General features: G+C 71.4%; 16 protein-coding genes. 10 read left to right on the top strand and 6 right to left on the bottom strand.

Annotated elements, in window-relative coordinates; genetic code table 11:
* Nucleotides 1-5: 5 nt before the first annotated feature.
* Complete coding sequence (locus tag ABT232_RS20220; protein WP_351841740.1) at nt 6-842, top strand: aldo/keto reductase; 837 nt, start codon at nt 6-8, stop codon at nt 840-842.
* 108 nt (nt 843-950) lie between these two features.
* On the opposite strand, the gene ABT232_RS20225 is transcribed toward ABT232_RS20220, so the two are convergent.
* The gene (locus ABT232_RS20225) at nt 951-1,859 is read right to left on the bottom strand and encodes a class I SAM-dependent methyltransferase (RefSeq protein WP_351841742.1); all 909 of its coding nucleotides are present in this window, start codon (nt 1,857-1,859) and stop codon (nt 951-953) included.
* A gap of 190 nt (nt 1,860-2,049) precedes the next feature.
* Complete coding sequence (locus ABT232_RS20230; RefSeq protein ID WP_351841744.1) at nt 2,050-3,783, bottom strand: glycoside hydrolase family 6 protein; 1,734 nt, start codon at nt 3,781-3,783, stop codon at nt 2,050-2,052.
* 444 nt (nt 3,784-4,227) lie between these two features.
* Between ABT232_RS20230 and ABT232_RS20235 the strand changes: the two genes are divergently transcribed.
* Together ABT232_RS20235 and ABT232_RS20240 are read left to right on the top strand one after the other, a co-directional pair.
* Nucleotides 4,228-7,143, top strand: a complete 2,916-nt coding sequence (locus ABT232_RS20235) for a glycoside hydrolase family 48 protein (protein ID WP_351841746.1) — start codon at nt 4,228-4,230, stop codon at nt 7,141-7,143.
* Between the two features lie 150 nt (nt 7,144-7,293).
* Nucleotides 7,294-9,966 carry a cellulose binding domain-containing protein gene (locus tag ABT232_RS20240; RefSeq protein WP_351841748.1) on the top strand — a complete coding sequence of 891 codons (2,673 nt, stop codon included), beginning with the start codon at nt 7,294-7,296 and terminating at the stop codon, nt 9,964-9,966.
* A 55-nt stretch (nt 9,967-10,021) separates the two neighbouring features.
* Here ABT232_RS20240 and ABT232_RS20245 read toward each other — a convergent pair whose 3' ends face one another.
* Genes ABT232_RS20245 through ABT232_RS20255 form a run of 3 tightly spaced genes read right to left on the bottom strand, consistent with a single transcriptional unit; the run spans nt 10,022 to nt 13,081 of the window.
* A complete protein-coding gene (locus ABT232_RS20245) occupies nt 10,022-11,926 on the bottom strand; it encodes a rhamnogalacturonan lyase (protein WP_450871941.1) in 1,905 nt (634 codons plus the stop codon).
* Between the two features lie 59 nt (nt 11,927-11,985).
* Entirely contained in the window at nt 11,986-12,768 is a 783-nt protein-coding gene (locus tag ABT232_RS20250) for a class I SAM-dependent methyltransferase (RefSeq protein ID WP_351841750.1), read from the bottom strand.
* Between the two features lie 7 nt (nt 12,769-12,775).
* Nucleotides 12,776-13,081 carry a 4a-hydroxytetrahydrobiopterin dehydratase gene (locus ABT232_RS20255; RefSeq protein WP_351841752.1) on the bottom strand — a complete coding sequence of 102 codons (306 nt, stop codon included), beginning with the start codon at nt 13,079-13,081 and terminating at the stop codon, nt 12,776-12,778.
* Between the two features lie 157 nt (nt 13,082-13,238).
* Here ABT232_RS20255 and ABT232_RS20260 point away from each other — a divergent pair, with 157 nt between their 5' ends.
* Nucleotides 13,239-14,078, top strand: a complete 840-nt coding sequence (locus ABT232_RS20260; RefSeq protein ID WP_351841754.1) for a helix-turn-helix domain-containing protein — start codon at nt 13,239-13,241, stop codon at nt 14,076-14,078.
* On the opposite strand, the gene ABT232_RS20265 is transcribed toward ABT232_RS20260, so the two are convergent.
* Nucleotides 14,060-14,485 (bottom strand): hypothetical protein, encoded by a 426-nt coding sequence (locus tag ABT232_RS20265; RefSeq protein ID WP_351841756.1) that lies wholly within the window; start codon nt 14,483-14,485, stop codon nt 14,060-14,062. The genes ABT232_RS20260 and ABT232_RS20265 overlap by 19 nt on opposite strands.
* Before the next feature lie 252 nt (nt 14,486-14,737).
* Between ABT232_RS20265 and ABT232_RS20270 the strand changes: the two genes are divergently transcribed.
* The 6 genes from ABT232_RS20270 (at nt 14,738) to narI (ending at nt 23,036) form a co-directional block, all read left to right on the top strand.
* Nucleotides 14,738-15,601 carry a Sco1979 family transcriptional regulator gene (locus ABT232_RS20270; RefSeq protein ID WP_351841758.1) on the top strand — a complete coding sequence of 288 codons (864 nt, stop codon included), beginning with the start codon at nt 14,738-14,740 and terminating at the stop codon, nt 15,599-15,601.
* 31 nt (nt 15,602-15,632) lie between these two features.
* A complete protein-coding gene (locus tag ABT232_RS20275) occupies nt 15,633-16,448 on the top strand; it encodes an SAM-dependent methyltransferase (RefSeq protein ID WP_351841760.1) in 816 nt (271 codons plus the stop codon).
* A gap of 78 nt (nt 16,449-16,526) precedes the next feature.
* Nucleotides 16,527-20,222: a nitrate reductase subunit alpha gene (locus ABT232_RS20280; protein WP_351841762.1), complete on the top strand. Its 3,696-nt coding sequence runs from the start codon at nt 16,527-16,529 to the stop codon at nt 20,220-20,222.
* Entirely contained in the window at nt 20,222-21,817 is a 1,596-nt protein-coding gene (narH, locus tag ABT232_RS20285; RefSeq protein ID WP_351841764.1) for a nitrate reductase subunit beta, read from the top strand. Before ABT232_RS20280 ends, narH begins: the two co-directional genes overlap by 1 nt.
* Nucleotides 21,817-22,311 carry a nitrate reductase molybdenum cofactor assembly chaperone gene (narJ, locus tag ABT232_RS20290; protein ID WP_351841766.1) on the top strand — a complete coding sequence of 165 codons (495 nt, stop codon included), beginning with the start codon at nt 21,817-21,819 and terminating at the stop codon, nt 22,309-22,311. The genes narH and narJ overlap by 1 nt, the downstream gene beginning before the upstream one ends.
* Nucleotides 22,308-23,036, top strand: coding sequence for a respiratory nitrate reductase subunit gamma (gene narI / locus ABT232_RS20295; RefSeq protein ID WP_351841768.1), 729 nt, complete (start codon nt 22,308-22,310; stop codon nt 23,034-23,036). Before narJ ends, narI begins: the two co-directional genes overlap by 4 nt.
* Nucleotides 23,037-23,060: the final 24 nt, after the last annotated feature.

Below are 23,060 nucleotides of genomic sequence, written 5' to 3' on the forward strand. Positions count from 1 at the left end.
AGCTCGTGAGCAGCAAGGTCCCCCCGATCATCCTCAACAACGGCGTCGAGATGCCCCAGCTGGGCTTCGGCGTCTGGCAGGTGCCGGACGACGAGGCGGCGCAGGCGGTCACCACCGCGCTGGAGGCCGGGTACCGGAGCATCGACACAGCGGCGATCTACGGCAACGAAGAGGGCACCGGCAAGGCTCTCGCCGACTCGGGCATCGCGCGCGAGGAACTCTTCATCACCACCAAGCTGTGGAACAGCGACCAGGGGTACGACTCCACTCTGCGCGCCTTCGACCTCTCCCTGTCGAAGCTGGGTCTGGACTACGTGGACCTGTACCTCATCCACTGGCCGATGCCGTCCCGGGGTACGTACGTCGACACCTACAAGGCGTTCGAGAAGCTGCACGCCGACGGCCGGATCAAGGCGATCGGTGTCTCCAACTTCCTGCCGGAGCACCTGGAGCGGCTGATCGGCGAGACGTCCGTCGTCCCGGCGGTCAACCAGATCGAGCTGCACCCCCACCTTCAGCAGCACGCCTCGCGTGAGTACCACGCGGAGCACGGCATCGCCACCGAGGCCTGGTCCCCGCTCGGCCAGGGCAAGGGCCTGCTGGAGGTGCCGGCGATCGTCGCCATCGCGCGCAAGCACGGCCGCACCCCGGCCCAGATCGTCCTGCGCTGGCACCTCCAGCTGGGCAACGTGGTCATCCCCAAGTCGGTGACCCCGTCCCGGATCGGGGAGAACATCGACGTCTTCGACTTCAGCCTGGACGACGAGGACCTGGCGGCGATCAGCGCGCTGAACGAGGACCGGCGGATCGGCCCCGACCCGGCCGTCTTCGGCACGGACTGACCCGCCCGACCGTACCGACGCCGCGCCCCGGGACCTCGGCGGTCCCGGGGCGCGCTGTCGTCCGGGCCGCCCGGCCGGCCGTGCGACGCCGGTGCGACCGGCCTCGGGTCACAGGGACTTGGTCGCCGTGTACACGGTCTGCGCGGCGAGCACGAAGACATCGGGGCGGTGGTGCACGCTCGCCTTGTCGTCGGGGTCGAGCAGCCGGTCGAGGGCGGCGCGGTCGGTGGCGTCGAGCTGGTCGCCGAGGGAGTCGCGGGTGCGGGACAGCGTGGCGGCGACGTAGGCGCGGGCCCGGTCGGTGGTCGGAGCGGGCAGATCGAGCAGGAAGCTGCGGGTGTGCGGGTGACCGAGGCCCGCGGCGGCGAGCAGCGCCGGCCAGTCCTCCCGCTCCTCGACGCTGCCGGGCAGCCCCGAACGCATCTCGGCGAACCACTCCTGCTCCAGCGCCTCCAGCCGGGCCTGGAGTCCCGGACGGCCGAAGCCGAGGTCGCGCGGCAGGAACCGGGCGGACAGCCCGCCCTCCAGGACGGCGAGCGTGCCGCCGGGCGCGAGCCGGTCGGCGAAGGCGGCGAGCGCGGCCCGCTGGTCGCCGAGGTGGTGCAGGCTGTGGCTGGCCCACAGCAGGTCGGCGGGGTAGTCGAGCTCGTCGAGGACGCCGGGCAGGTCACCGGCGAGGGTGCCGAACCGGTCGGCGACACCGAGTCGCCCGGCGCGGGCGCGGGCCCGCTCCAGCAGCGGTTCGGACCCGTCGACGGCGACCACCCGGGCGCCGGGAAAGGTCTCGGCGAGCAGACAGGAGACGACGCCGGGCCCGCTGCCCGCGTCGACGACGAGCCCGGGGTCGGTCTGCTGCTTGGCCAGCCAGGCCAGGGCCCGCTCGTACAGCGGGGTGAACAGCTCGGCCTGGGCCTCCAGCAGCGGGGCCAGCTCCGTCCAGTCGACGTCGGTGTGGTCGTGGTGGTGACGGCCGTGCGACTCGCCGTCGCCGTGCGGGTGATCGTGGTGGTGCGCCATGGGGTCAGCCTCTCCTCCGGGTGCGGTCAGGGTGCGCCGACGCACCGCGAGGGAGCCAGTCGTGTTGCCGGTACGGCAAATTCCAGGGTGTGGCGTTTCCGGTACGGGGCCCGCCGGGCCCGGCCTCCGAGGGCCGGACCCGGCGGGCCGGTTCACCGCGGCGTCAGGACACCGCGGTGCGCCGCCCTCGCTACGACAGCGGCGGGTAGGCGTTCTGCATCAGCTGCTGGAACTGCGCCGAGAACCACTGACCGGACAGCGGCGCGTCCGGCAGGGCGCCCGACATGCTGTTGCCGTTGCGGGCGTTGCCGGTGTACGTCGGGTCGCACATCCGGTCGAAGCCCTTGCCCTCGTTGTTCGGGATCTCCTTGCTGGCGCCGTCGGACTCACCCGGGGGCTTCATCCAGACGTAGGCGTCGATACCCGGCTCGGGCGAGGCCTTCGGGCGCTCGCCGAGGCCGGCTCCGGACTGGTTGCACCAGTTGCCGAGGTGGATGCGGCGGTCGTAGCGGCCTCCGTTGACGTAGGTGTCGACGTTGGTGGTGGCGCCGGGACCGGTGGGCCGCTGGGTGCCGCCCCAGCCGTTGCGGGAGGTGTCGATGAGCATGCCCAGCTTGGTGTCGAAGCCGATCGAGACCAGCTTGTCGCGCATCGCCTGGGCGTAGGACAGCTCGTCGGTGTAACGGTTCCAGTCGACCCACTTGGACTGGCGCACGGAGACCCCGTTCACCGTGTCCGTGATCTTGAAGTTGTTCTCCTTCAGGGCGCTGTAGTTGGCGGTGTTGACGATGAAGCCGTGCACGTCGGCGACGGTCGCGCCCTCGGTGGTGGCGGCGGTCTTGAACATCTCGGCGGAGGCGCCGAAGTTGTCGTCCCAGCCGAGCCAGCCGTGGTGGCCGGCGTCGATGTAGTTGTAGACGTTGCCGATGTCGCCGAACTTGTTCAGGGCGTAGCCGACGCCCTTCTGGTAGTTGCCGTTGGCCTTCATCACGTCGCAGTTGGGCGTGGCGGTGGGCCGGCCCGAGACGTTGGTGACGAGGTTGGGCAGCGAGTCGATCTCGACGGTGGTGACGATGCGCAGATCCGCGTACTTGGAGTCGGCGAGGATCGCGGCGATCGGGTCGATGTACTGCGTCTTGTACTTGTCGATCTCCGTCGGGCCCAGTTCGCCGTTGGAGGCGAGGGCCGCGCAGTCACGGCCGGGCAGGTTGTAGATGACCAGCTGGACGACGAGTTCGCCGGAGCCCTTCTGCTCCAGTGCCTCGTCGAGGTGGTCGCGCAGGCCCATGCCGCCGTTCACGCCGTTGATCGCGGCGATCCGGTCCAGCCAGACACCGGTGGGCTGGTTGGCGATGCGGCTGCCGCCCGGCTCGGCGGCGGCCTTCGCCGACCACTCCGGGTTCACGTACACCTTGGCGCCGGTGTACGGGTTGTCGACCTTGCCGTCCGGGTCGGTGGGCGGGTCCGTCGGGTCCGGCGGATCGGTCGGGCCGCCACCGCCGTCGACGTTGCAGGTCACGCCGTCGAGGGTGAAGGTGGCGGGGATCGCGTTGGTGCCGCTGTAGGTGCCCTGGAAGCCGAAGCTGGCCGAACCGCCGGTGGCGAGCTGGCCGTTGTAGCTCTCGTTGGCGGCGGTGACGGCGGTCCCGCTCTGGGTGACCTTGGCGTTCCAGGCGCTGGTGACCTTCTGGTTGCCGGCGTACGACCACTTCACCGACCAACCGGACTTCGCGGCGCCGTTGTTGGTGACGGTGACGGCGGCGGTGAAACCGGTGTCCCACTGGTTCTGCACCTTGTAGTCGACGGTGCAGGGCGCGGCGGCGGTGCCGATGTCGTCGGGGATCGCGGCCATCGCGGTCCCGGTCGCACCGCCCACGAGCGCCAGTGCGGCGAGCAGTGCTGTTCTGGTTCGGGTACGGCTCATCAGTGCGGGTTCCTCTTCTCGGACTTCTCGGTGCGGGTGCCGCCGGGCCTCACGGGGGCACGGCGGAGGGCGCGTCGGCGAGGTGCGTCAACGCGAACGAGAGGGGAGCGGGCGCAGCGGGGGCCTCACGGAGGCGGTACGGCTGTGCCGAAGAGTAAAAGACCTGAAGGCGGGGGGTGTCGCATGAGCGAGTCCTTGCAGCTCGGGGGTGCCCGGACGGACACGCCGACTGGCGGAATCGCTCCCACTGGTGATGGCGAAGGTAGCGCCAAGTGACGGTGAAGAACAGAGTGTTGCCTGAGTTTTCCTCCGACGCGTCTGTCGAATCTTTTCGACTCTTCAAGTGTCTTGACCGGAACTTGCCCCGTCCTCACTATGGGAGCGCTCCCACTGGTTCAAGCCTTGACTTTCCGAGCCGCAGTTGTCGCAGGGAGGAACCAGCTCATGCCCCCCAGAACCAGACGCCGCGCAGCGCGGCGGTTATGGACCGCCGTACTGGCGGCCCTCGCGGTGCCTCTGTCGATGCTGGCCGCCAATCCGACCCCCGCGCAGGCAGCGGCCTTGCAGTGCAGCGTGGACTACAAGACCAATGACTGGGGTTCCGGCTTCACCGCGGAGCTGACGCTCACCAACCGCGGTACGGACCCGATCAACGGCTGGACGCTGACGTACTCCTACGGCGGCAACCAGAAGCTGACCAACGGCTGGAACGGCACCTGGTCGCAGTCCGGCCAGGCGATCACGGTGAAGAACGCCTCGTACAACGGGACCGTCGCGGCCGGCGCGGCCGTGTCGACCGGGGCCCAGTTCACCTACAGCGGCGGCAACGCCGCACCGACCGCCTTCGCGGTCAACGGCACCACCTGCGCCGGCGCCCACCAGCCGCCGGTCACCGTGCTGACCAGCCCCGCTCCGGGCGCGGTCTACACCCAGGGCGCCGCGGTACCGCTCGCGGCCACCGCGGCGGCGGCGGACAACGCCACCATCAGCAAGGTCGAGTTCTACGACGACACGACCCTGCTGGGCACGGACACCACCGCGCCCTACACGCTCTCGGCCTCTGGATTGACCGTGGGCAGTCATTCGCTGGTGGCGAAGGCCTACGACAGCCTGGGCGCCTCGGCGTCCTCCACACCGGTCGGCATCACGGTCGCCTCGGGACCGGCCGTGGTCGCCAGTCCGACGCAACTGCCGGTCCAGCAGGGCAAGTCCGGCACGTACGAGGTACGGCTGTCGACCCAGCCGTCCGCGAACGTCACCGTCACCACGACCCGCGCCTCTGGCAACTCGGGCCTTTCGGTGACCGGCGGCGGCACGCTGACCTTCACCCCGTCGAACTGGAACACGCCGCAGAAGGTGACCGTCACCGCCGACTCCTCCGGGACCGGCGCGGCCGTCTTCGAGTCGGCGGCGACCGGGCACTCCAAGGCGTCCGTGACGGTCACCCAGATCGCCGCGACCAAGCAGTACGACGCCCGCTTCCTGGAGCTGTACGGCAAGATCACCGACCCGGCGAACGGCTACTTCTCCCCCGAGGGCATCCCCTACCACTCGGTGGAGACGCTGATCGTCGAGGCCCCGGACCACGGCCACGAGACCACCTCCGAGGCGTACAGCTATCTGCTGTGGCTCCAGGCCATGTACGGCAAGGTGACCGGCGACTGGACCAAGTTCAACGGCGCCTGGGAGATCATGGAGAAGTACATGATTCCCACCAAGGCCGACCAGCCGACGAACTCCTCCTACAACGCCTCCAAGCCGGCGACCTACGCCCCCGAGTACGACACCCCGAACGAGTACCCGTCCAAGCTCGACACGGGCGTCTCGGTCGGCCCGGACCCGATCGCGAGTGAGCTGAAGTCCGCGTACGGCACGGACGAGGTCTACGGCATGCACTGGATCCAGGACGTCGACAACGTCTACGGATACGGCAACTCGCCCGGCAAGTGCGAGGCGGGGCCGGCCGACACCGGACCGTCGTACATCAACACCTTCCAGCGCGGCCCGCAGGAGTCGGTCTGGGAGACGGTCCCGCAGCCGACCTGCGACGCCTTCAAGTACGGCGGCAAGAACGGCTACCTGGACCTGTTCACCGGTGACGCCTCCTACGCCAAGCAGTGGAAGTTCACCAACGCCCCGGACGCCGACGCGCGCGCCGTGCAGGTCGCGTACTGGGCGGACATCTGGGCCGAGCAGCAGGGCAAGGGCTCCCAGGTGTCGGCCACCGTCGCCAAGGCGGCGAAGATGGGCGACTACCTGCGCTACGCGATGTACGACAAGTACTTCAAGAAGGTCGGCAACTGCGTGGGTCCGACCACCTGCCCGGCGGGCACCGGCAAGGACTCCTCGCACTACCTGCTGTCGTGGTACTACGCCTGGGGCGGCGCCGTCGACACCTCGGCGGGCTGGGCCTGGCGCATCGGCTCCTCCCACGCGCACGGCGGCTACCAGAACCCGCTCGCCGCGCACGCCCTGGCCAACTACCCGGACCTGAAGCCGAAGTCGGCGACGGGCCAGGCGGACTGGGCCAAGTCCCTCGACCGGCAGCTGGAGTTCTACCGCTGGCTTCAGTCGTCGGAGGGTGCCATCGCGGGCGGCGCGACCAACAGCTGGGCGGGCCGGTACGCGACCCCGCCGGCCGGTACGCCGACCTTCTACGGCATGTACTACGACGAGAAGCCCGTCTACCACGACCCGCCGTCCAACCAGTGGTTCGGCTTCCAGGCGTGGTCGATGGAGCGGGTCGCCGAGTACTACCAGCAGACGGGCGACGCGGACGCCAAGGTCGTCCTCGACAAGTGGGTGGACTGGGCGCTGTCCAAGACCACCGTCAACCCGGACGGCTCCTTCCTCATCCCCTCCACCCTCCAGTGGTCGGGCAAGCCCGACACCTGGAACGCGTCGAGCCCCGGCTCCAACACCGGCCTGCACGTCACCGTCGCCGACTACACCAACGACGTCGGTGTGGCGGCCTCGTACGCCAAGACGCTGACGTACTACGCCGACCGCTCCGGTGACACCGAGGCGGCACGGGTGGCGAAGGCGCTGCTGGACGGCATGTGGGACAAGAACCAGGACGCGCTCGGCATCGCCGTCCCGGAGACCCGCACCGACTACAGCCGCTTCAACGACAAGGTGTACATCCCGAGCGGCTGGACCGGCACCATGCCGAACGGCGACACGATCAACTCCTCCTCGACCTTCTCCTCGATCCGCTCGTTCTACAAGAACGACCCGTCCTGGTCGAAGATCGAGAGCTATCTCGCGGGCGGTGCCGCGCCCACGTTCACGTATCACCGGTTCTGGGCCCAGGTGGACATCGCCACCGCCATGGGCTCTTACGCGGAGCTCCTCGAATAAGTCCCCGCTGAACGCTCCGCGTGCCCGGGCCCCGTCACCTGACGGCGGGGCCCACCAGGCCGGGCGGTCCCCACCCGCACGGGGGGCCGCCCGGCCGTCGCACGTTCCCCACCGGAAGACCCCCACCGCAGCAGGAAGGACCTCCCCACCGTGCGAAGAACCCGCATCCTCACGGCCGTGCTGGCGCTCGCGGCCGGCCTGCTCGCCGGCGCCCCGCCCGCGCTGGCCGCCGAACCCGTGGAACGGCCGGTGCCGGCGATCGCCGCCGACACCTACACCTGGAAGAACGCCCGCATCGACGGCGGCGGTTTCGTCCCCGGCATCGTCTTCAACCGCTCCGAGAAGGACCTGGCCTACGCCCGCACCGACATCGGCGGCGCCTACCGCTGGCAGGAGTCGACCAAGACCTGGACACCGCTGCTGGACCACATCGGCTGGGACGACTGGGGCCACACCGGCGTGGTCAGCCTCGCCTCCGACGCGGTGGACCCGGACAAGGTGTACGCGGCCGTCGGCACGTACACCAACAGCTGGGACCCCGGGAACGGGGCGGTGCTGCGCTCCGCCGACCGGGGCGCCAGCTGGCAGAAGGCGGACCTGCCGTTCAAGCTGGGCGGCAACATGCCGGGCCGCGGCATGGGCGAGCGGCTGGCCGTCGACCCGAACCGCAACAGCGTGCTGTACCTCGGCGCGCCCAGCGGCAAGGGCCTGTGGCGGTCGACGGACTCCGGGGCCACCTGGTCGCAGGTCGCGAACTTCCCCAACGTCGGCAACTACGCGCAGGACCCCAGCGACACCTCCGGGTACTCCAGTGACAACCAGGGCATCGTCTGGGTCACCTTCGACGAGTCCACCGGCACCGCCGGCACCGCCACGAAGACGATCTACGTCGGGGTGGCGGACAAGGAGAACGCGGTCTACCGCTCGACGGACGCGGGCGCGACCTGGCAGCGGCTGGCCGGGCAGCCGACGGGCTACCTCGCGCACAAGGGCGTGCTGGACACCGTCAACGGTCATCTGTACCTCGCGTACAGCGACAAGGGCGGTCCGTACGACGGCGGCAAGGGCCGACTGTGGCGCTACGCCACCGCGACCGGCACCTGGACCGACATCAGCCCGGTCGCCGAGGCGGACACCTACTACGGCTTCAGCGGCCTCACGGTCGACCGGCAGGACCCGGGCACGGTGATGGCCACGGCGTACAGCTCCTGGTGGCCGGACACGCAGCTCTTCCGCTCCACGGACAGCGGCGCCACCTGGACCAAGGCGTGGGACTACACCTCGTACCCCAACCGTGAGAACCGGTACACCATGGACGTCTCGTCCTCGCCGTGGCTGACCTGGGGCGCCAACCCGTCACCGCCCGAGCAGACCCCGAAGCTCGGCTGGATGACCGAGGCGCTGGAGATCGACCCGTTCGACTCCGACCGGATGATGTACGGCACCGGCGCGACGATCTACGGCACCGAGAACCTCACGAACTGGGACGGCGGGGGCAAGTTCGCCATCACGCCGATGGTGCGGGGACTGGAGGAGACGGCCGTCAACGACCTCGCCTCTCCCCCGTCGGGCGCCCCGCTGCTCAGCGCCCTCGGTGACATCGGCGGCTTCCGGCACACGGACCTCACCAAGGTCCCGGCGATGATGTACACCTCCCCCAACTTCACCTCCACCACCAGCCTGGACTACGCCGAGTCCCACCCGAACACGGTGGTCCGGGTGGGCAACCTCGACTCCGGCCCGCACGTCGCGTTCTCCACCGACAACGGCGCCAACTGGTTCGCCGGGACCGATCCGTCGGGCGTGAGCGGCGGCGGCACGGTCGCGGCGGCGGCCGACGGCAGCCGGTTCGTGTGGAGCCCGCAGGGCGCGGGCGTCCACCACACCACCGGCTTCGGCTCGTCCTGGTCGGCCTCGTCCGGCATCCCGGCGGGCGCGATCGTGGAGTCCGACCGCGTCGATCCGAAGACCTTCTACGGCTTCAAGTCCGGGAAGTTCTACGTCAGCACGGACGGCGGCGCCACCTTCACGGCGTCCGCCGCGGCGAACCTGCCCGGCGGGGACAGCGTGCGCTTCAAGGCGCTGCCCGGCACCAAGGGCGACGTGTGGCTGGCGGGCGGCGCGAGCGACGGCGCGTACGGACTGTGGCACTCCACGGACGGCGGCGCCACTTTCACCAAGCTGTCCGGTGTCCAGCAGGCCGACACCATCGGCTTCGGGAAGGCGGCGGCCGGCGCCTCGTACCAGACGCTCTACACCAGCGCGAAGATCGGCGGGGTGCGCGGCATCTTCCGTTCCACGGACAAGGGCGCGACCTGGACCCGGATCAACGACGACGCCCACCAGTGGGGCTGGACCGGCGCGGCCATCACCGGCGACCCGCGGGTGTACGGCCGGGTGTACATCGCCACCAACGGCCGCGGGGTGATCTACGGCGACTCCTCGGACACCGGGGGCGGTGACGGCGGCGGTGGCGGCACCGACCCGACGCCGACGCCGACCGGCGCCTGCGCGGTGACGTACAAGATCACCAACCAGTGGTCGGGCGGCTTCCAGGCGGATGTGCAGCTCGCCAACACCGGCAGCGCCGCCTGGAACGGCTGGTCGCTGACCTGGACGTTCCCGAACGGCCAGACCGTCTCCCAGATGTGGAACGCCCAGCACTCCCAGTCGGGAGCCTCGGTGACGGCGAAGAACGTCGGCTGGAACGGCGGCGTGGCCGCGGGTTCGTCGGTGGCGTTCGGCTTCACCGGCAGCTGGACGGGCACGAACGGCAGGCCGACCGCCTTCAAGGTCGGTGACCAGTCCTGCGCGGTGAGCTGAGAGCGGAGGGGCGCGCGTCCTGCCGACGCGCGCCCCTCTTCGTCACGGTCGGCCGTCAGGGTGCGTAGACCGCCGGACGGGGTGCCGTGGCCATGCCGTTGCCCAGGAAGTAGCTCGGGTGCGGCGGCTGGTTGTAGGCGGTGTTCTGCCAGGCCAGGCCGGTGCGGTACATCGTGTCGTGCAGCAGGGTCGTGATCTTCGTGCCGGTCTCGTACGGCGTGGAGTAGATGCGCAGGGCCTTGTTGTCGCTGGTGCGCCAGACGACCTCCTCGCGCCAGTCGCCGAGGATGTCGCCGGAGAGCGCCGGCGTGGCCTTGGTGCCGTTGTTGGACGCCACCCCGGAAGGTGTCAGCAGGCGGGTGTCGGCGGAGGTGCCGTACTTGTCGATCCGGGTGCCGTCGAGGAGCTCGCGGACCGTGTCCCCGTCCCACCAGGAGAGGAAGTTGACGGCGGACGGCTCGCGGCCCTTGGTGGCGCCGGCCTCGTCGCGGATGTTCGTGTCGGACGCCGACCAGACCTCCGCGCCGTCGTTCCCGGCGTACACGTCCCCGGCCACACCGCGTCCGTTGTCGCAGCAGGCGGCGAGCTTCCAGCGGATCTGCCCGTTCGCCGGGTTCAGATACAGCTCGGCGGGCTGGGCGGTGGACTCGGAGACCTTGAAGTACTCCAGGCCCGCGGTGGACGGGTCGAGGTCGCCGAGGTGCTGGGCGTCGCCGTGTCCGGTCCTGGCGGTCCACAGGCCGTTGCCGTTGTCGTCGACGGCCATCGAGCCGTAGACGATCTCGTCCTTGCCGTCGTTGTCGACGTCCCCGACGGACAGGCTGTGCGAGCCCTGGCCGTCGTAGCCCTTGCCGCTGTTGGTGGAGGAGCTGGTGTCGAAGGTCCAGCGGCGGGTGAAGGCGCCGCCTCGCCAGTCCCAGGCGGCGATGACGGAGCGCGTGTAGTAGCCGCGCGCCATGATCAGCGAGGGCCGGGCGCCGTCCAGGTAGGCGGTGCCGGCGAGGAAGCGGTCGACGCGGTTGCCGTAGGAGTCGCCCCAGGAGGAGACGGTGCCGCGGGTCGGGACGTAGTCGACGGTGCCCATCGCCTTGCCGGTCTGCCCGTTGAACATGGTCAGGTACTCGGGTCCGGACAGCACGTAGCCGCTGGAGTTGCGGTGGTCGGCCGAGGAGCTGCCGATCACCGCGCCGGTGCCGTCGACCGTGCCGTCGGCGGTCTTCATGGCGACCTCGGCCTTGCCGTCGCCGTCGTAGTCGTACACCTGGAACTGGGTGTAGTGGGCGCCGGAGCGGATGTTGCGGCCGAGGTCGATCCGCCACAGCCGGGTCCCGTCCAGCCGTATGCCGTCGACGATCGTGTTGCCGGTGTATCCCGACTGCGAGTTGTCCTTGGCGTTGGTGGGCTGCCACTTGAGGACGAACTCCAGCGCGCCGTCGCCGTCGAGGTCGCCGACGGAGGCGTCGTTGGCCTCGTAGGTGTAGGCGACGCCGTCGGGCGAGGTGCCGCCGGCCGGCGGGCTGAGCGGGACGTCCTTGTAGCCGGTGCGCAGTTGCACGGCGTGCACGGAGTCGGCCTGCTCGACGCCGTTCACGATCGCGCGGACCGTGTAGTCGGCCTGGGCGGGCGCTCCGGAGTGGAAGTAGTTGGTGGAGCCGGTGATCGGGGTCGCGTTGACCTTCGTACCGGCCCGGTACACGTTGAAGGAGACGCTGTCCGGGTCGGTGCCCAGCCAGCGCCAGCTGACCAGGTTGCCGGTGTCGGTGTGGACGCTGACGACGCCCCGGTCCAGGGCCTCGACCTGCCGGGCGGTGGCCGCCTCGGCGGTGTCGGGGCCGAGGGCGGTCAGCCCGGCGCCGAGCAGTGTGGCGGCGACGGCGAGACCGGACGCGGCGGCCGCGCGGCGTCTGCGGTGCGGGCGCCGGCGGGGGTGGGGGTCGGAGTGCGGGTGCGGGTGCTTCACGTGGCGTGCCTCCCGGGGAGGACGGACGGGTTGTGCCCGTCAGTCGCCGCCGGTCGGCGTCAGGTTGCCGCCGTGTGCCGCTGTTCGGGAAGAGCCGGCCGGGCCGGCTTGCGGAACGCCCGCAAGGTGAACCACGGGTCGGGTCGCGGGCGGTCCTGGTCGGGCAGCGCGGCCAGGCGTTCGGCGAAGGCGCCGGCGCGCGGGTCGCCGGGCGGCAGCGTGACGAACCAGCCGCGGTGCAGGTCGGCGATGGTCCGGCGGGGGCTGCGGCCCTGTCCGCGGCCGGGGAAGCGGACCTCGCCGGCCGGGAGCAGGCCGTGTGCGGCGGCGTACGCCGCCACGGCCGCCGGCGCGTCCGCGGCACGGGTGCGCGGACGCGAGGCGAGGACGGCGTCGATGTCGCTGCCGACGTTGTGGGCGGCGGCCTTGTCGACGGTGGTGACGTAGACACCGCCCGGACGCAGCACACGCGCGCACTCGCCGACGACGGCCCGGACGTCGGCGGGGTCGGACAGCAGATGCAGCAGCCACACACTGACCACCGCGTCGAACCGGCCGTCGGGGAAGGGCAGCCGGCGGGCGTCGGCGCGCAGGATCGCGCCGGGCAGGCGGGCGGCGGCCCGGCGGACCATCTCGTCGGTGAGGTCGACACCGGTCACCCGCAGCCCGTCCCGGGCCGCCGCGAGCCGCCGGGTGACGATGCCGGTGCCGCAGGCGAGGTCGAGCAGGCTGCGCGCGTGCGGCGGGACCAGCCCGAGGACGCCGTCGGCGGCGGCCTCGGCCCGTGGTTCGCCGCCGCGTGAGGCGTCGTAGCGCTCGGCCTCCTGGTTGTAGTCGAGCACCGCGCCCTCAGTTCGCGCCGTGCGCCGGGGCGAGAGCGGCCACTTCGCGGGCCAGTTCCAGGTCGGCGGCGGTGACCTTGCCGCCGGCGCTGTGCGTGGTGACCGTCAGGCCGACGGTGTGGTAGCCGAGGGTGAGGTCGGAGTGGTGGTTCAGCTCGTCCTGCACCCGCGCGATGTGCATCACCAGGGCGGCGGCCGCGAGGTGCGAGCCGAGCCGGTAGGTGCGGGTGAGGCGGTCCTCCTCCAGCCGCCAGCCCGGCAGCCCGGCCAGACGGTCCTCGATCTCCTGCGGTGACAGCGGTTCGGCGGCCATGACCTCGCTCCTTCTCCGGCCTGCTGCGGCCTGCTGCGGCCTGCTCCGGGGCGTCCCCGTCCAGCGTGCCACAGGAACGCCGTCGCGGCCCTGGTCAGGCGGGCTCCGCGGGCCGGTCCCGGTCACCCGCGGCCGCTCGTCGACTACCGTCCTCCCCATGACCCTTTCGCCGTCCCCGACCGCCGCGCCCGCCGTGCCCGCGACCGCCCGCGCCGACCAGGGTGTCGGCCCGCTGCTGCGGGCCTGGCGGGAGCGGCGGCGGATCAGCCAGCTGGAGCTGGCGCTGCGCGCCGGGTCCTCCGCCCGGCACATCAGCTTCATCGAGACGGGCCGCTCCCGGCCGAGCGAGGAGATGGTGCTGCGGCTGGCGGAGCATCTGGAGGTGCCGGTGCGCGAGCGCAACGCGCTGCTGCTGGCGGCGGGTCACGCGCCGCGCTATCCGGAGACGCCGCTGGACGACCCGGCGCTGGGGGCGCTGCGGGCCGGCATGGAGCGGCTGATCCGGGGCTACGAGCCGTATCCGGCGCTGGTGGTGGACGCGACGTACAACGTGGTGGCCGCGAACCGGGGCATCCTGATGCTGCTGGACGAGCTGGACGAGGCGCTGCTGGCACCACCGTTGAACGCGATGCGGCTGACGCTGCACCCGCGCGGTCTTGCGCCGCGGATCCGCAATCTGCGGGAGTGGCGCGGGCATCTGCTGGCGCAGATGGAGCGGCAGATCGCGCTGCACCGCTCGGCGCCGCTGCGGGCGCTGTACGAGGAGGTCGCGGCGTATCCGGTGCCGGAGTCGGCCCCGGGCGCCGAACCCGAGGAGCCGGTCCCCTACTTCGCGCTGCCGTTGCAGATCGAGCACGAGGGCCGGGTGCTGTCGTTCATCTCGTCGATCTCCACGTTCAACACGCCGATGGACGTGACCGTCGCCGAGCTGGCCATCGAGACGCTGCTCCCGGCCGACCCGGCGACGGTCAAGTACCTTCAGGAGCTGGTGTCCTGACGTGCCTTCAGTGCCATGTGCTGGAGGGCGGCGAAGCCGGCCACGGTGAACGCCTGGAGCACGGTCCACACCGCGCCCGTGGTGCTCGGGGACAGCCACAGGGCGAGGGCGAGGAGGCTGAGGACGGCCCAGGCCAGGTTGGCCTCCACCACCACGCGCACCGGCAGCGCGGCCGGGTGGGCGCGGGAGGCGAGCAGTCCGACGGCGGCCGCGTAGAGGGCGAGGAACGCGCCGACGGCGAGCAGCAGGTCCGGGTCGACGCCGAGCAGGTCGCCGAGCGGGCCGGAGGCGGCGAGGTAGGCCACGGCGTTGCCGCCGGTGACGACCGCGTCGAGGGCGAGGAAGCGGCGCAGCATGGTGCGCGGGTCGGAGGTGCGGGCGAGCGCGGCGAGCTGGGTGGCGGACATGGCGGATCGGCCTCCGGCGAGGTGGGCGGGACGGGGACCCGGGCCCCGGAGCGGAGTGCGCCGCCCCGGAACCCGGTACGCCAACGATGGCCCTGGGCAGGGGTCCTGGTCGATTACCCGGGAGGTAATGGGCCGCGCGCGGCTCGGCCTCACCCGTCTCACATGGCAAGCAGCTCCTCTCCGACCCCGTGAGAGTGCGGCCGGAACATGACAGACTGGCCAGGTACTTTCGGCGCGTAGGGGAGGCGTGGCGTGAGTGAGCGGCGACCCGCGCCCACGGTGGGCCAGGTGGTGCTCGGCAAGCGGCTCCAGGAGCTGCGCGAGGCGGCCGGCCTGAGCCGGGAGGACGCCGCGCGCGTGCTGCGGGTGGCCCAGGCGACCGTGCGCCGGATGGAGATGGCCGAGGTCGCGCTGAAGATCCCGTACGTGCAGCTGCTGCTCGACGCGTACGGGGTGCCCGAGGGCGAGGTCGAGGCGTTCGTCGCGCTGGCCGAGGAGGCGAACCAGCCGGGCTGGTGGCAGCGGTTCCACGATGTGCTGCCGGACTGGTTCAGCCTGTTCGTCAGCCTGGAGGGCGCCGCCCGGATGATCCGCTCCTACGAACCGCACTTCGTGCCGGGCCTGCTCCAGACCGAGGAGTACGCGCGGGCCGTGCTGGAGGCGGGGACGATCGGGCAGACGGACCGGGCGACGCTGGAGCGGCACGTGGCGCTGCGGATGACCCGGCAGGAGCTGCTGCGCCGCGCGAACCCGCCCCACCTGTGGGTGATCATGGACGAGACGGTGCTGCGACGCCCGGTGAGCACCCGCCCCGAGGTGATGCGGGGCCAGCTGGACCGGCTGCTGGAGGCCGCCGAGAGCGACCGGATCACCCTCCAGGTCGCCGAGTTCGCCACCGGCCCGCATCCGGGGACGTACGCGCCGTTCGCGCTGTTCCGGTTCGCCGAGCCGGAGCTGCCGGACATGGTGTTCACCGAGTATCTGACGGGCGCGCTGTACCTCGACTCCCGCCGGGAGGTCTCCGCGCATCTGGAGGTCCTCGACCACATGACCGCGCACGCCGCGTCGGCGCAGCGCACCCGGAAGATCCTGCGCGACCACCGCGGGGACTTCTGAGCAGTACCCGGACCCTAGGAGACGACAGCGCATGACCGCATCGGACGCCGTACCCGCCCGTGTCGACACCAGCCGGCCGCACCCGGCACGGGTGTACGACTGGTGGCTCGGCGGCAAGGACAACTACCCGGTGGACGAGGAGCTGGCCCGCCGGATCCTCGCCGTGGACGGCTCGGTGGTGCGCGGGGCGCGCGCCAACCGCCGGTTCATGCACCGGGCGGTGCGCACGGTGGCCGAGGCGGGCGTCCGCCAGTTCCTGGACATCGGCACCGGCATCCCCACCGAGCCCAATCTGCACCAGGTGGTGCAGAAGATCGCCCCGGAGTGCCGCGTCGTGTACGCGGACAACGACCCGATCGTGCTGCGGCACGCCGAGGCGCTGCTCCACGGCTCCGCCGAGGGCGCCACGGACTACGTGCACGCCGACGTACGGGACGTCGACACCCTGCTGGAGCGGGCGGCCGCCACCCTGGACCTCGGGCAGCCGGTGGCGCTGTCGCTGGTGGCGCTCACCCACTACCTGGACGCCGACCCGGACGGCGACGACGTCCACGCGCTGCTCGCCCGGTACGTCGACGCGCTGGCCCCGGGCAGCCATCTGATCCTCTCCCAGACCACCGCGGACCTGAACCCGGAGGCGATGGCGAAGGCCGCGGAGCACTTCCGGCGCACCGGCACCCCGTTCCACCCCCGCCCCCTGGCCGAGTTCTCCCGCTTCTTCGAGGGCCTGGAGCTGCTGGGCCCCGGGGTGATCCCGGTGCACGGCTGGCGGCCGGAGCCGGAGGACGTGGCCGCGCAGGCGGAGGGCATCGTGCCGGTGTACGCGGGGGTCGCCCGCAAGCCCTGACCCGAACGGCCGCCGTGAGCGGGTGCGCTCCCCTGCTCGCCCCTAGGTTCGAAGGACCTGGCGAGCAAGGGAGCGCACGTGACGGACACGCGGACACCCCCCGCCGAACCGGGCGCGGCGCTGCTGCGCGCCGGGCGGTTCTTCCGGCCGGGGACGCCCGCGCCCGATCTGCACAGCGTGCGGCTGACGGGCGGCCGTGAGGCGGACGCGTTCTACCGGGACCGGTGGAGCCACGACAAGGTGGTGAACTCCACCCACGGGGTGAACTGCACCGGGTCGTGCCGGTGGAAGGTGTACGTCAAGGACGGGATCATCACCTGGGAGACCCAGCAGACGGACTACCCGTCGGTGGGCCCGGACCGGCCGGAGTACGAGCCGCGCGGGTGCCCGCGGGGCGCCGCGTTCTCCTGGTACACGTACTCCCCCACCCGGGTCCGTTTCCCGTATGTGCGGGGTGTGCTGCTGGAGATGTACCGGGAGGCGAAGGCGCGGCTGAAGGACCCGGTGCTGGCCTGGGCGGACATCCAGGGCGACCCGGAGCGCCGGCGCCGCTACCAGCGGGCGCGCGGCAAGGGCGGGCTGGTGCGGGCGGACTGGGACGAGGCGGTGGAGCTGGTCGCCGCGGCACATGTGCACACCATCAAGACCTACGGCCCGGACCGGATCGCGGGCTTCTCCCCCATCCCGGCGATGTCGATGGTGTCGCACGCGGCGGGCGCCCGCTTCCACTCGCTGATCGGCGCGCCGATGCTGTCGTTCTACGACTGGTACGCCGACCTGCCGGTCGCCTCGCCGCAGGTGTTCGGCGACCAGACGGACGTCCCGGAGTCGGGTGACTGGTGGGACGCGGCGTATCTGATGATGTGGGGTTCGAACGTCCCGGTGACCCGCACCCCGGACGCGCACTGGATGGCGGAGGCCCGCTACCGGGGTCAGAAGGTCGTGGTGGTCTCGCCGGACTACGCGGACAACACCAAGTTCGCCGACGAGTGGCTGCACCCGCACCCGGGCACGGACGGCGCGCTGGCGCTGGCGATGGGGCATGTGGTCCTCAAGGAGTTCTTCGTCGACCGGCGGACGCCGTTCTTCGCCGACTACGTGCGGAAGTTCACCGATCTGCCGTTCCTGGTGACGCTGCGGGAGAAGGACGGCGCTCTGGTGCCGGGGAAGTTCCTGCGCGCCTCGGACCTGGGTCGGAGCGACGAGGGCGCGGAGTGGAAGACCGTGGTGCTGGACGGGGCGAGCGGGCGGGCCGTGGTGCCGAACGGCTCGCTGGGCTTCCGCTGGACGGAGTCCGGCAAGGGCCGCTGGAACCTCGAACTCGGTGACATCGAACCGCAGTTGAGCCTCGCCGACCACGAGGTGTCGTCGGGTGTGGAAGTGCTGCTGCCGCGGTTCGACACCGAGGGCGGGGAGCATGGGCAGGGGCGGGGCGAGGTGCTGCGGCGCGGGGTGCCGGCCGCCCGGCTGGACGGCCCGTCCGGCCCCCTGGTGACGACTGTCTACGATCTGCTGCTGGCACAGTACGGTGTACGGCGTCCCGGCCTCCCCGGCGACTGGCCCGCCTCCTACGAGGACGCCGACGCGCCCGGCACCCCCGCCTGGCAGGAGACGCACACCTCGGTCCCCGCCGCGCAGTGCGTCAAGATCGCACGGGAGTTCGCCCGCACCGCCGAGCGGTCCAAGGGCCGCTGCATGATCCTCATGGGCGCCGGCACCAACCACTGGTTCCACTCCGAGACGATCTACCGCGCCTTCCTCGCCCTGCTCCAGCTCACCGGCTGCCAGGGCCGCAACGGCGGCGGCTGGGCGCACTACGTGGGCCAGGAGAAGTGCCGGCCGGCCACCGGCTGGGCGACGCTGGCCGCCGCCTCCGACTGGTCGCGCCCGCCGCGCCAGATGATCGGCACCGCCTACTGGTTCCTCAACACCGACCAGTGGCGCTACGACCGCTTCACCGCCGACGTGCTCGCCTCACCGCTCGGCGACGGCGGCCTCGCGGGGATGACGGGCGCGGACTGTGTGGCGCTGTCGGCGCGCTCCGGCTGGATGCCGTCGTACCCGACGTTCGACCGCAGTCCGCTGGAGCTGGGCGAGGCGTTCGGCGACCCGGTGGCGAAGGCGGTCGCCGAACTGCGCGCCGGGACACTGAGGTTCGCCTGCGAGGACCCGGACGCGCCGGAGAACTGGCCGCGCGTGCTCACCCTGTGGCGGGCGAACCTGCTGGGCTCCTCCGCCAAGGGCGCCGAGTACTTCACCAAGCACCTGCTGGGCACCCACTCCTCGCTGCGGGCCGAGGAGGCACCCGAGGAGGTGCGCCCGCGGGACGTGACGTGGCACGAGCGGGCACCCGAGGGCAAGCTCGACCTGCTGCTGTCGCTGGACTTCCGGCAGACCTCCTCCACGCTGCTCTCCGACGTGGTGCTGCCCGCCGCCACCTGGTACGAGAAGCACGACCTGTCCTCCACCGACATGCACCCCTACGTGCACTCCTTCACCCCGGCGGTGGACCCGCCCTGGCAGGCGCGCACCGACTTCGACACCTTCAAGGCGATCGCGGACCGGCTCAGCGAACTCGCCGTCGATCACCTGGGTGTGCGCAAGGACCTGGTGGCCGCGCCGCTCCAGCACGACACCCCGGGTGAGATCGCCCAGCCGGGCGGGGTGGTGCGGGACTGGAAGCGCGGCGAGTGCGATCCGGTGCCCGGCGAGACGATGCCGAACCTGACCGTCGTGGAGCGCGACTACACCGCGATCGGCGCGAAGTTCGCCGCGCTCGGCCCGCTGGTGGAGCGGCTGGGACTGCCCGCGAAGGGCATCGCGCTGCGGCCGGACGAGGAGGTGGAGCACCTGCGCGCGCTGAACGGGACGGTGCGCGGCGGCCCCGCCGACGGCCGGCCCGCCCTGGACACGGCGGTGAAGGCGGCGAACACCATCCTCGCCCTGTCCGGCACCACCAACGGCCGGCTCGCCACCCAGGGGTTCCGCACCCTTGAGGAGCGCACCGGGCAGGAGATGGCGCAGCTGGCGGCCGAGCACGAGGGCAAGCGGATCACCTACGCGGACACCCAGGCGGCACCGGTGCCGGTGATCACCTCGCCGGAGTGGTCCGGCAGCGAGGCCGGCGGCCGCCGGTACACGGCGTTCACGCTCAACACCGAGCACGCCAAACCCTGGCACACCCTCACCGGCCGTCAGCACTTCTTCCTCGACCACGACTGGATGCACGAGCTGGGCGAGGCGCTGCCCGTCTACCGCCCGCCGCTCGACATGAACCGCCTCTTCGGCGAACCCCGCCTCGGCCCGGACGGCCAGCGGGAGGTGACGGTCCGTTACCTCACCCCGCACAACAAGTGGTCCATCCACTCCGAGTACCAGGACAACCTGTTCATGCTCGCGCTGTCCCGGGGCGGCCCGACCGTCTGGATGTCCCCGCGGGACGCCGACGCGATCGGCGTGCGGGACAACGACTGGATCGAGGCGGTCAACCGCAACGGCGTGGTCGTCGCCCGCGCGATCGTCTCGCACCGCATGCCCGCCGGCACCGTCTACCTGCACCACGCGCAGGAGCGCACGATCGCCGTGCCGAAGTCCGAGACGACCGGGATGCGCGGCGGCATCCACAACTCACTCACCCGCCTGATCATGAAGCCGACCCATCTGGTCGGCGGCTACGCCCAGCTGTCCTGGGCGTTCAACTACCTGGGCCCGACGGGCAACCAGCGCGACGAGGTGACGGTGATCCGCCGCCGCGGCCAGGAGGTCGAGTACTGATGCGTCCGATGGCCCAGATCGCCATGGTGATGAACCTCGACAAGTGCATCGGCTGCCACACCTGCTCGGTGACCTGCAAACAGGCATGGACCAACCGGCGGGGCATGGAGTACGTCTGGTTCAACAACGTCGAGACCCGTCCCGGCCAGGGCTATCCGCGCCGCTACGAGGACCAGGAGAAGTGGCGCGGCGGCTGGGAGCTGAACCGGCGCGGCGCGCTGAAGCTGAAGGCGGGCGGCCGGGTGAAGAAGCTCGCGGGCATCTTCTCCAACCCGAGACTGCCGGAGATCAAGGACTACTACGAGCCCTGGACGTACGACTACCGCAACCTCACCGACGCCCCGCTCGGCGACGACTACCCGGTGTCCCGGCCCGTCTCGCAGATCGACGGCAAGCCGATGAAGATCGAGTGGTCGTCGAACTGGGACGACAACCTGGCCGGCGCCCCCGCCTACGGCGACCTCGACCCGATGGTGGAACGCACCCGCCGGGAGGCCGAGGACAAGGTCCGGTTCGCGTTCGAGCAGACCTTCATGTTCTATCTGCCGCGCATCTGCGAGCACTGCCTGAACCCGTCCTGCGTCGCCTCCTGCCCGTCGGGGGCGATGTACAAGCGGGCGGAGGACGGCATCGTCCTGGTCGACCAGGACCAGTGCCGGGGCTGGCGGATGTGCGTGACCGGCTGCCCCTACAAGAAGGTGTACTTCAACCACCGCACCGGCAAGGCCGAGAAGTGCACCCTCTGCTATCCGCGGATCGAGGTCGGGCTGCCGACGGTCTGCTCGGAGACCTGCGTGGGCCGGCTGCGCTACCTCGGGGTGATCCTCTACGACGCCGACAAGGTGACGGCGGCCGCGTCGGTGCCCGACGACAAGGAGCTGTACCGCGCCCAGCTGGACGTCTTCCTCGACCCCGAGGACCCCGAGGTGCGGCGCGCCGCGGAGGCGGCGGGCATCCCGCACGACTGGCTGGAGGCGGCCCGCCGCTCCCCCGTGCACGCGCTGATCAGCAGGTACCGGGTGGCGCTGCCGCTGCATCCCGAGTACCGCACGATGCCGATGGTCTGGTACATCCCGCCGCTGTCGCCGGTGGTGGACGCGCTGGCGGAGACGGGCCACGACGGCGAGGACGCGGGCAACCTCTTCGGCGCCATCGACACGCTGCGGATCCCGCTGGAGTACCTGGCGGAGCTGTTCACCGCGGGTGACGTCGGCCCGGTGAAGGCCTCGCTGGACAAGCTCGCCGCGATGCGGTCCCACATGCGGGCGATCAACCTCGGTGAGGAACCGGACCCGCGGGTGGCCGCCGCGGTCGGCATGCGGCCCGACGAGATCGAGGAGATGTACCGGCTGCTGGCGATCGCCAAGTACGAGGAGCGGTACGTCATCCCGACGGCGGCCGTGGGCGACGCCCGCCGCCTGGAGGAGTCGGCGGTGCCCGACGCGTGCAGCCTCGACCACGCCGGAGGTCCCGGGATGGGCGGCGACGGCCCGTTCGGCCAGGACTCCGGACGCAAGCTGCTGCCGCTGGTGTCGGTGGAGAGCTTCCACATCCTGCGCCGGCGCCAGACCACGGACGACGCGGAGGAGACCTGATGCCCTCGGACGCCGTGCTGTACCAGGCGGCCGCGCTCTGCCTGACCTATCCCGACGACGACTTCCGCGCCCGGCTGCCGCTGCTGCGCGAAGCCGCGCCGCAGCTGCGGGAGTTCACCGACCACGCGGCGCTCACCCCGGCGGGCGAGCTGGCCGCGCACTATGTGCGGGTCTTCGACTTCAAGAACCGGCACAGCCTGTATCTGAGCTGGTGGCGCGACGGGGACACCCGGCGGCGCGGGATGTCGCTGGTGCGCTTCAAGGAGCTCTACCGCGCCCACGGACTGGAGTTCAGCGGCGAGGAGCTGCCGGACTTCCTGCCGGCGGTGCTGGAGTTCGCGGCCCGCACCGGCGACACCCGGCTGCTGACCGAGCACCGCGACGCCCTCGAACAACTCCGTTCCCGGCTCACCGACTTCGGCACGCCGTACGCCTGCGTCCTGGACGCCGTGTGCGCGACGCTGCCGCCCGCCCGCACAGGAGCCCGCTCATGACCGTCTTCCTCTGGGGCGTGCTGCCGTACCTCGCCTTCGGCCTGCTGGTCGCCGGCCTGGTGTGGCGCTACCGCTACGACAGGTTCGGCTGGACCACGCGCTCGTCGCAGGTGTACGAGTCCAAGCTGCTGAACATCGCCTCCCCCGTCTTCCACTACGGCATCCTGTTCGTGCTGGCGGGCCATCTGATCGGCCTGTTCGTGCCCGTGTCGTGGACCGACGCCGCAGGAGTCGGCGAGCGCGGCTACCACCTGTTCTCGCTGTACGGCGGCACGGCGGCGGGCGTGCTCACGGTGGCCGGGATCGCGCTGCTCGTCTACCGGCGCCGCACCCGGGCGCCGGTGTTCCGGGCGACCACCGCCAACGACAAGCTGATGTACCTGGTGCTGCTCGCGGCGATCGTGCTGGGCATGGTCGCCAAGCTCGCGCACTCCTCCGGCGACGGCTACGACTACCGCGCCTCCATCGCCCCGTGGGCGCGCAGTCTGTTCACGCTCCAGCCGGACATCACGGCGATGGCGGGCGTGCCGGTGCTGTACGAGGTCCACGCGGTGGTCGGCATGGTGCTGATCGCGCTGGTGCCGTACACCCGCCTGGTGCACATGTTCAGTGCGCCCGTGCAGTACCTGACCCGCCCGTACATCGTCTACCGCACCCGTGACCCGCGGCAGCTCGGCCCCCGCCCGGAGCGCCGGGGGTGGGAGCGGGTGGGGCCGCCGAGCTAGCGCCTCACCAGGTGCGCGGGGAGC

Origin of the sequence: Streptomyces sp. NPDC001532 (assembly GCF_040298625.1) — a bacterium.
In the GTDB taxonomy this organism is placed as follows: Bacteria; Actinomycetota; Actinomycetes; order Streptomycetales; family Streptomycetaceae; genus Streptomyces.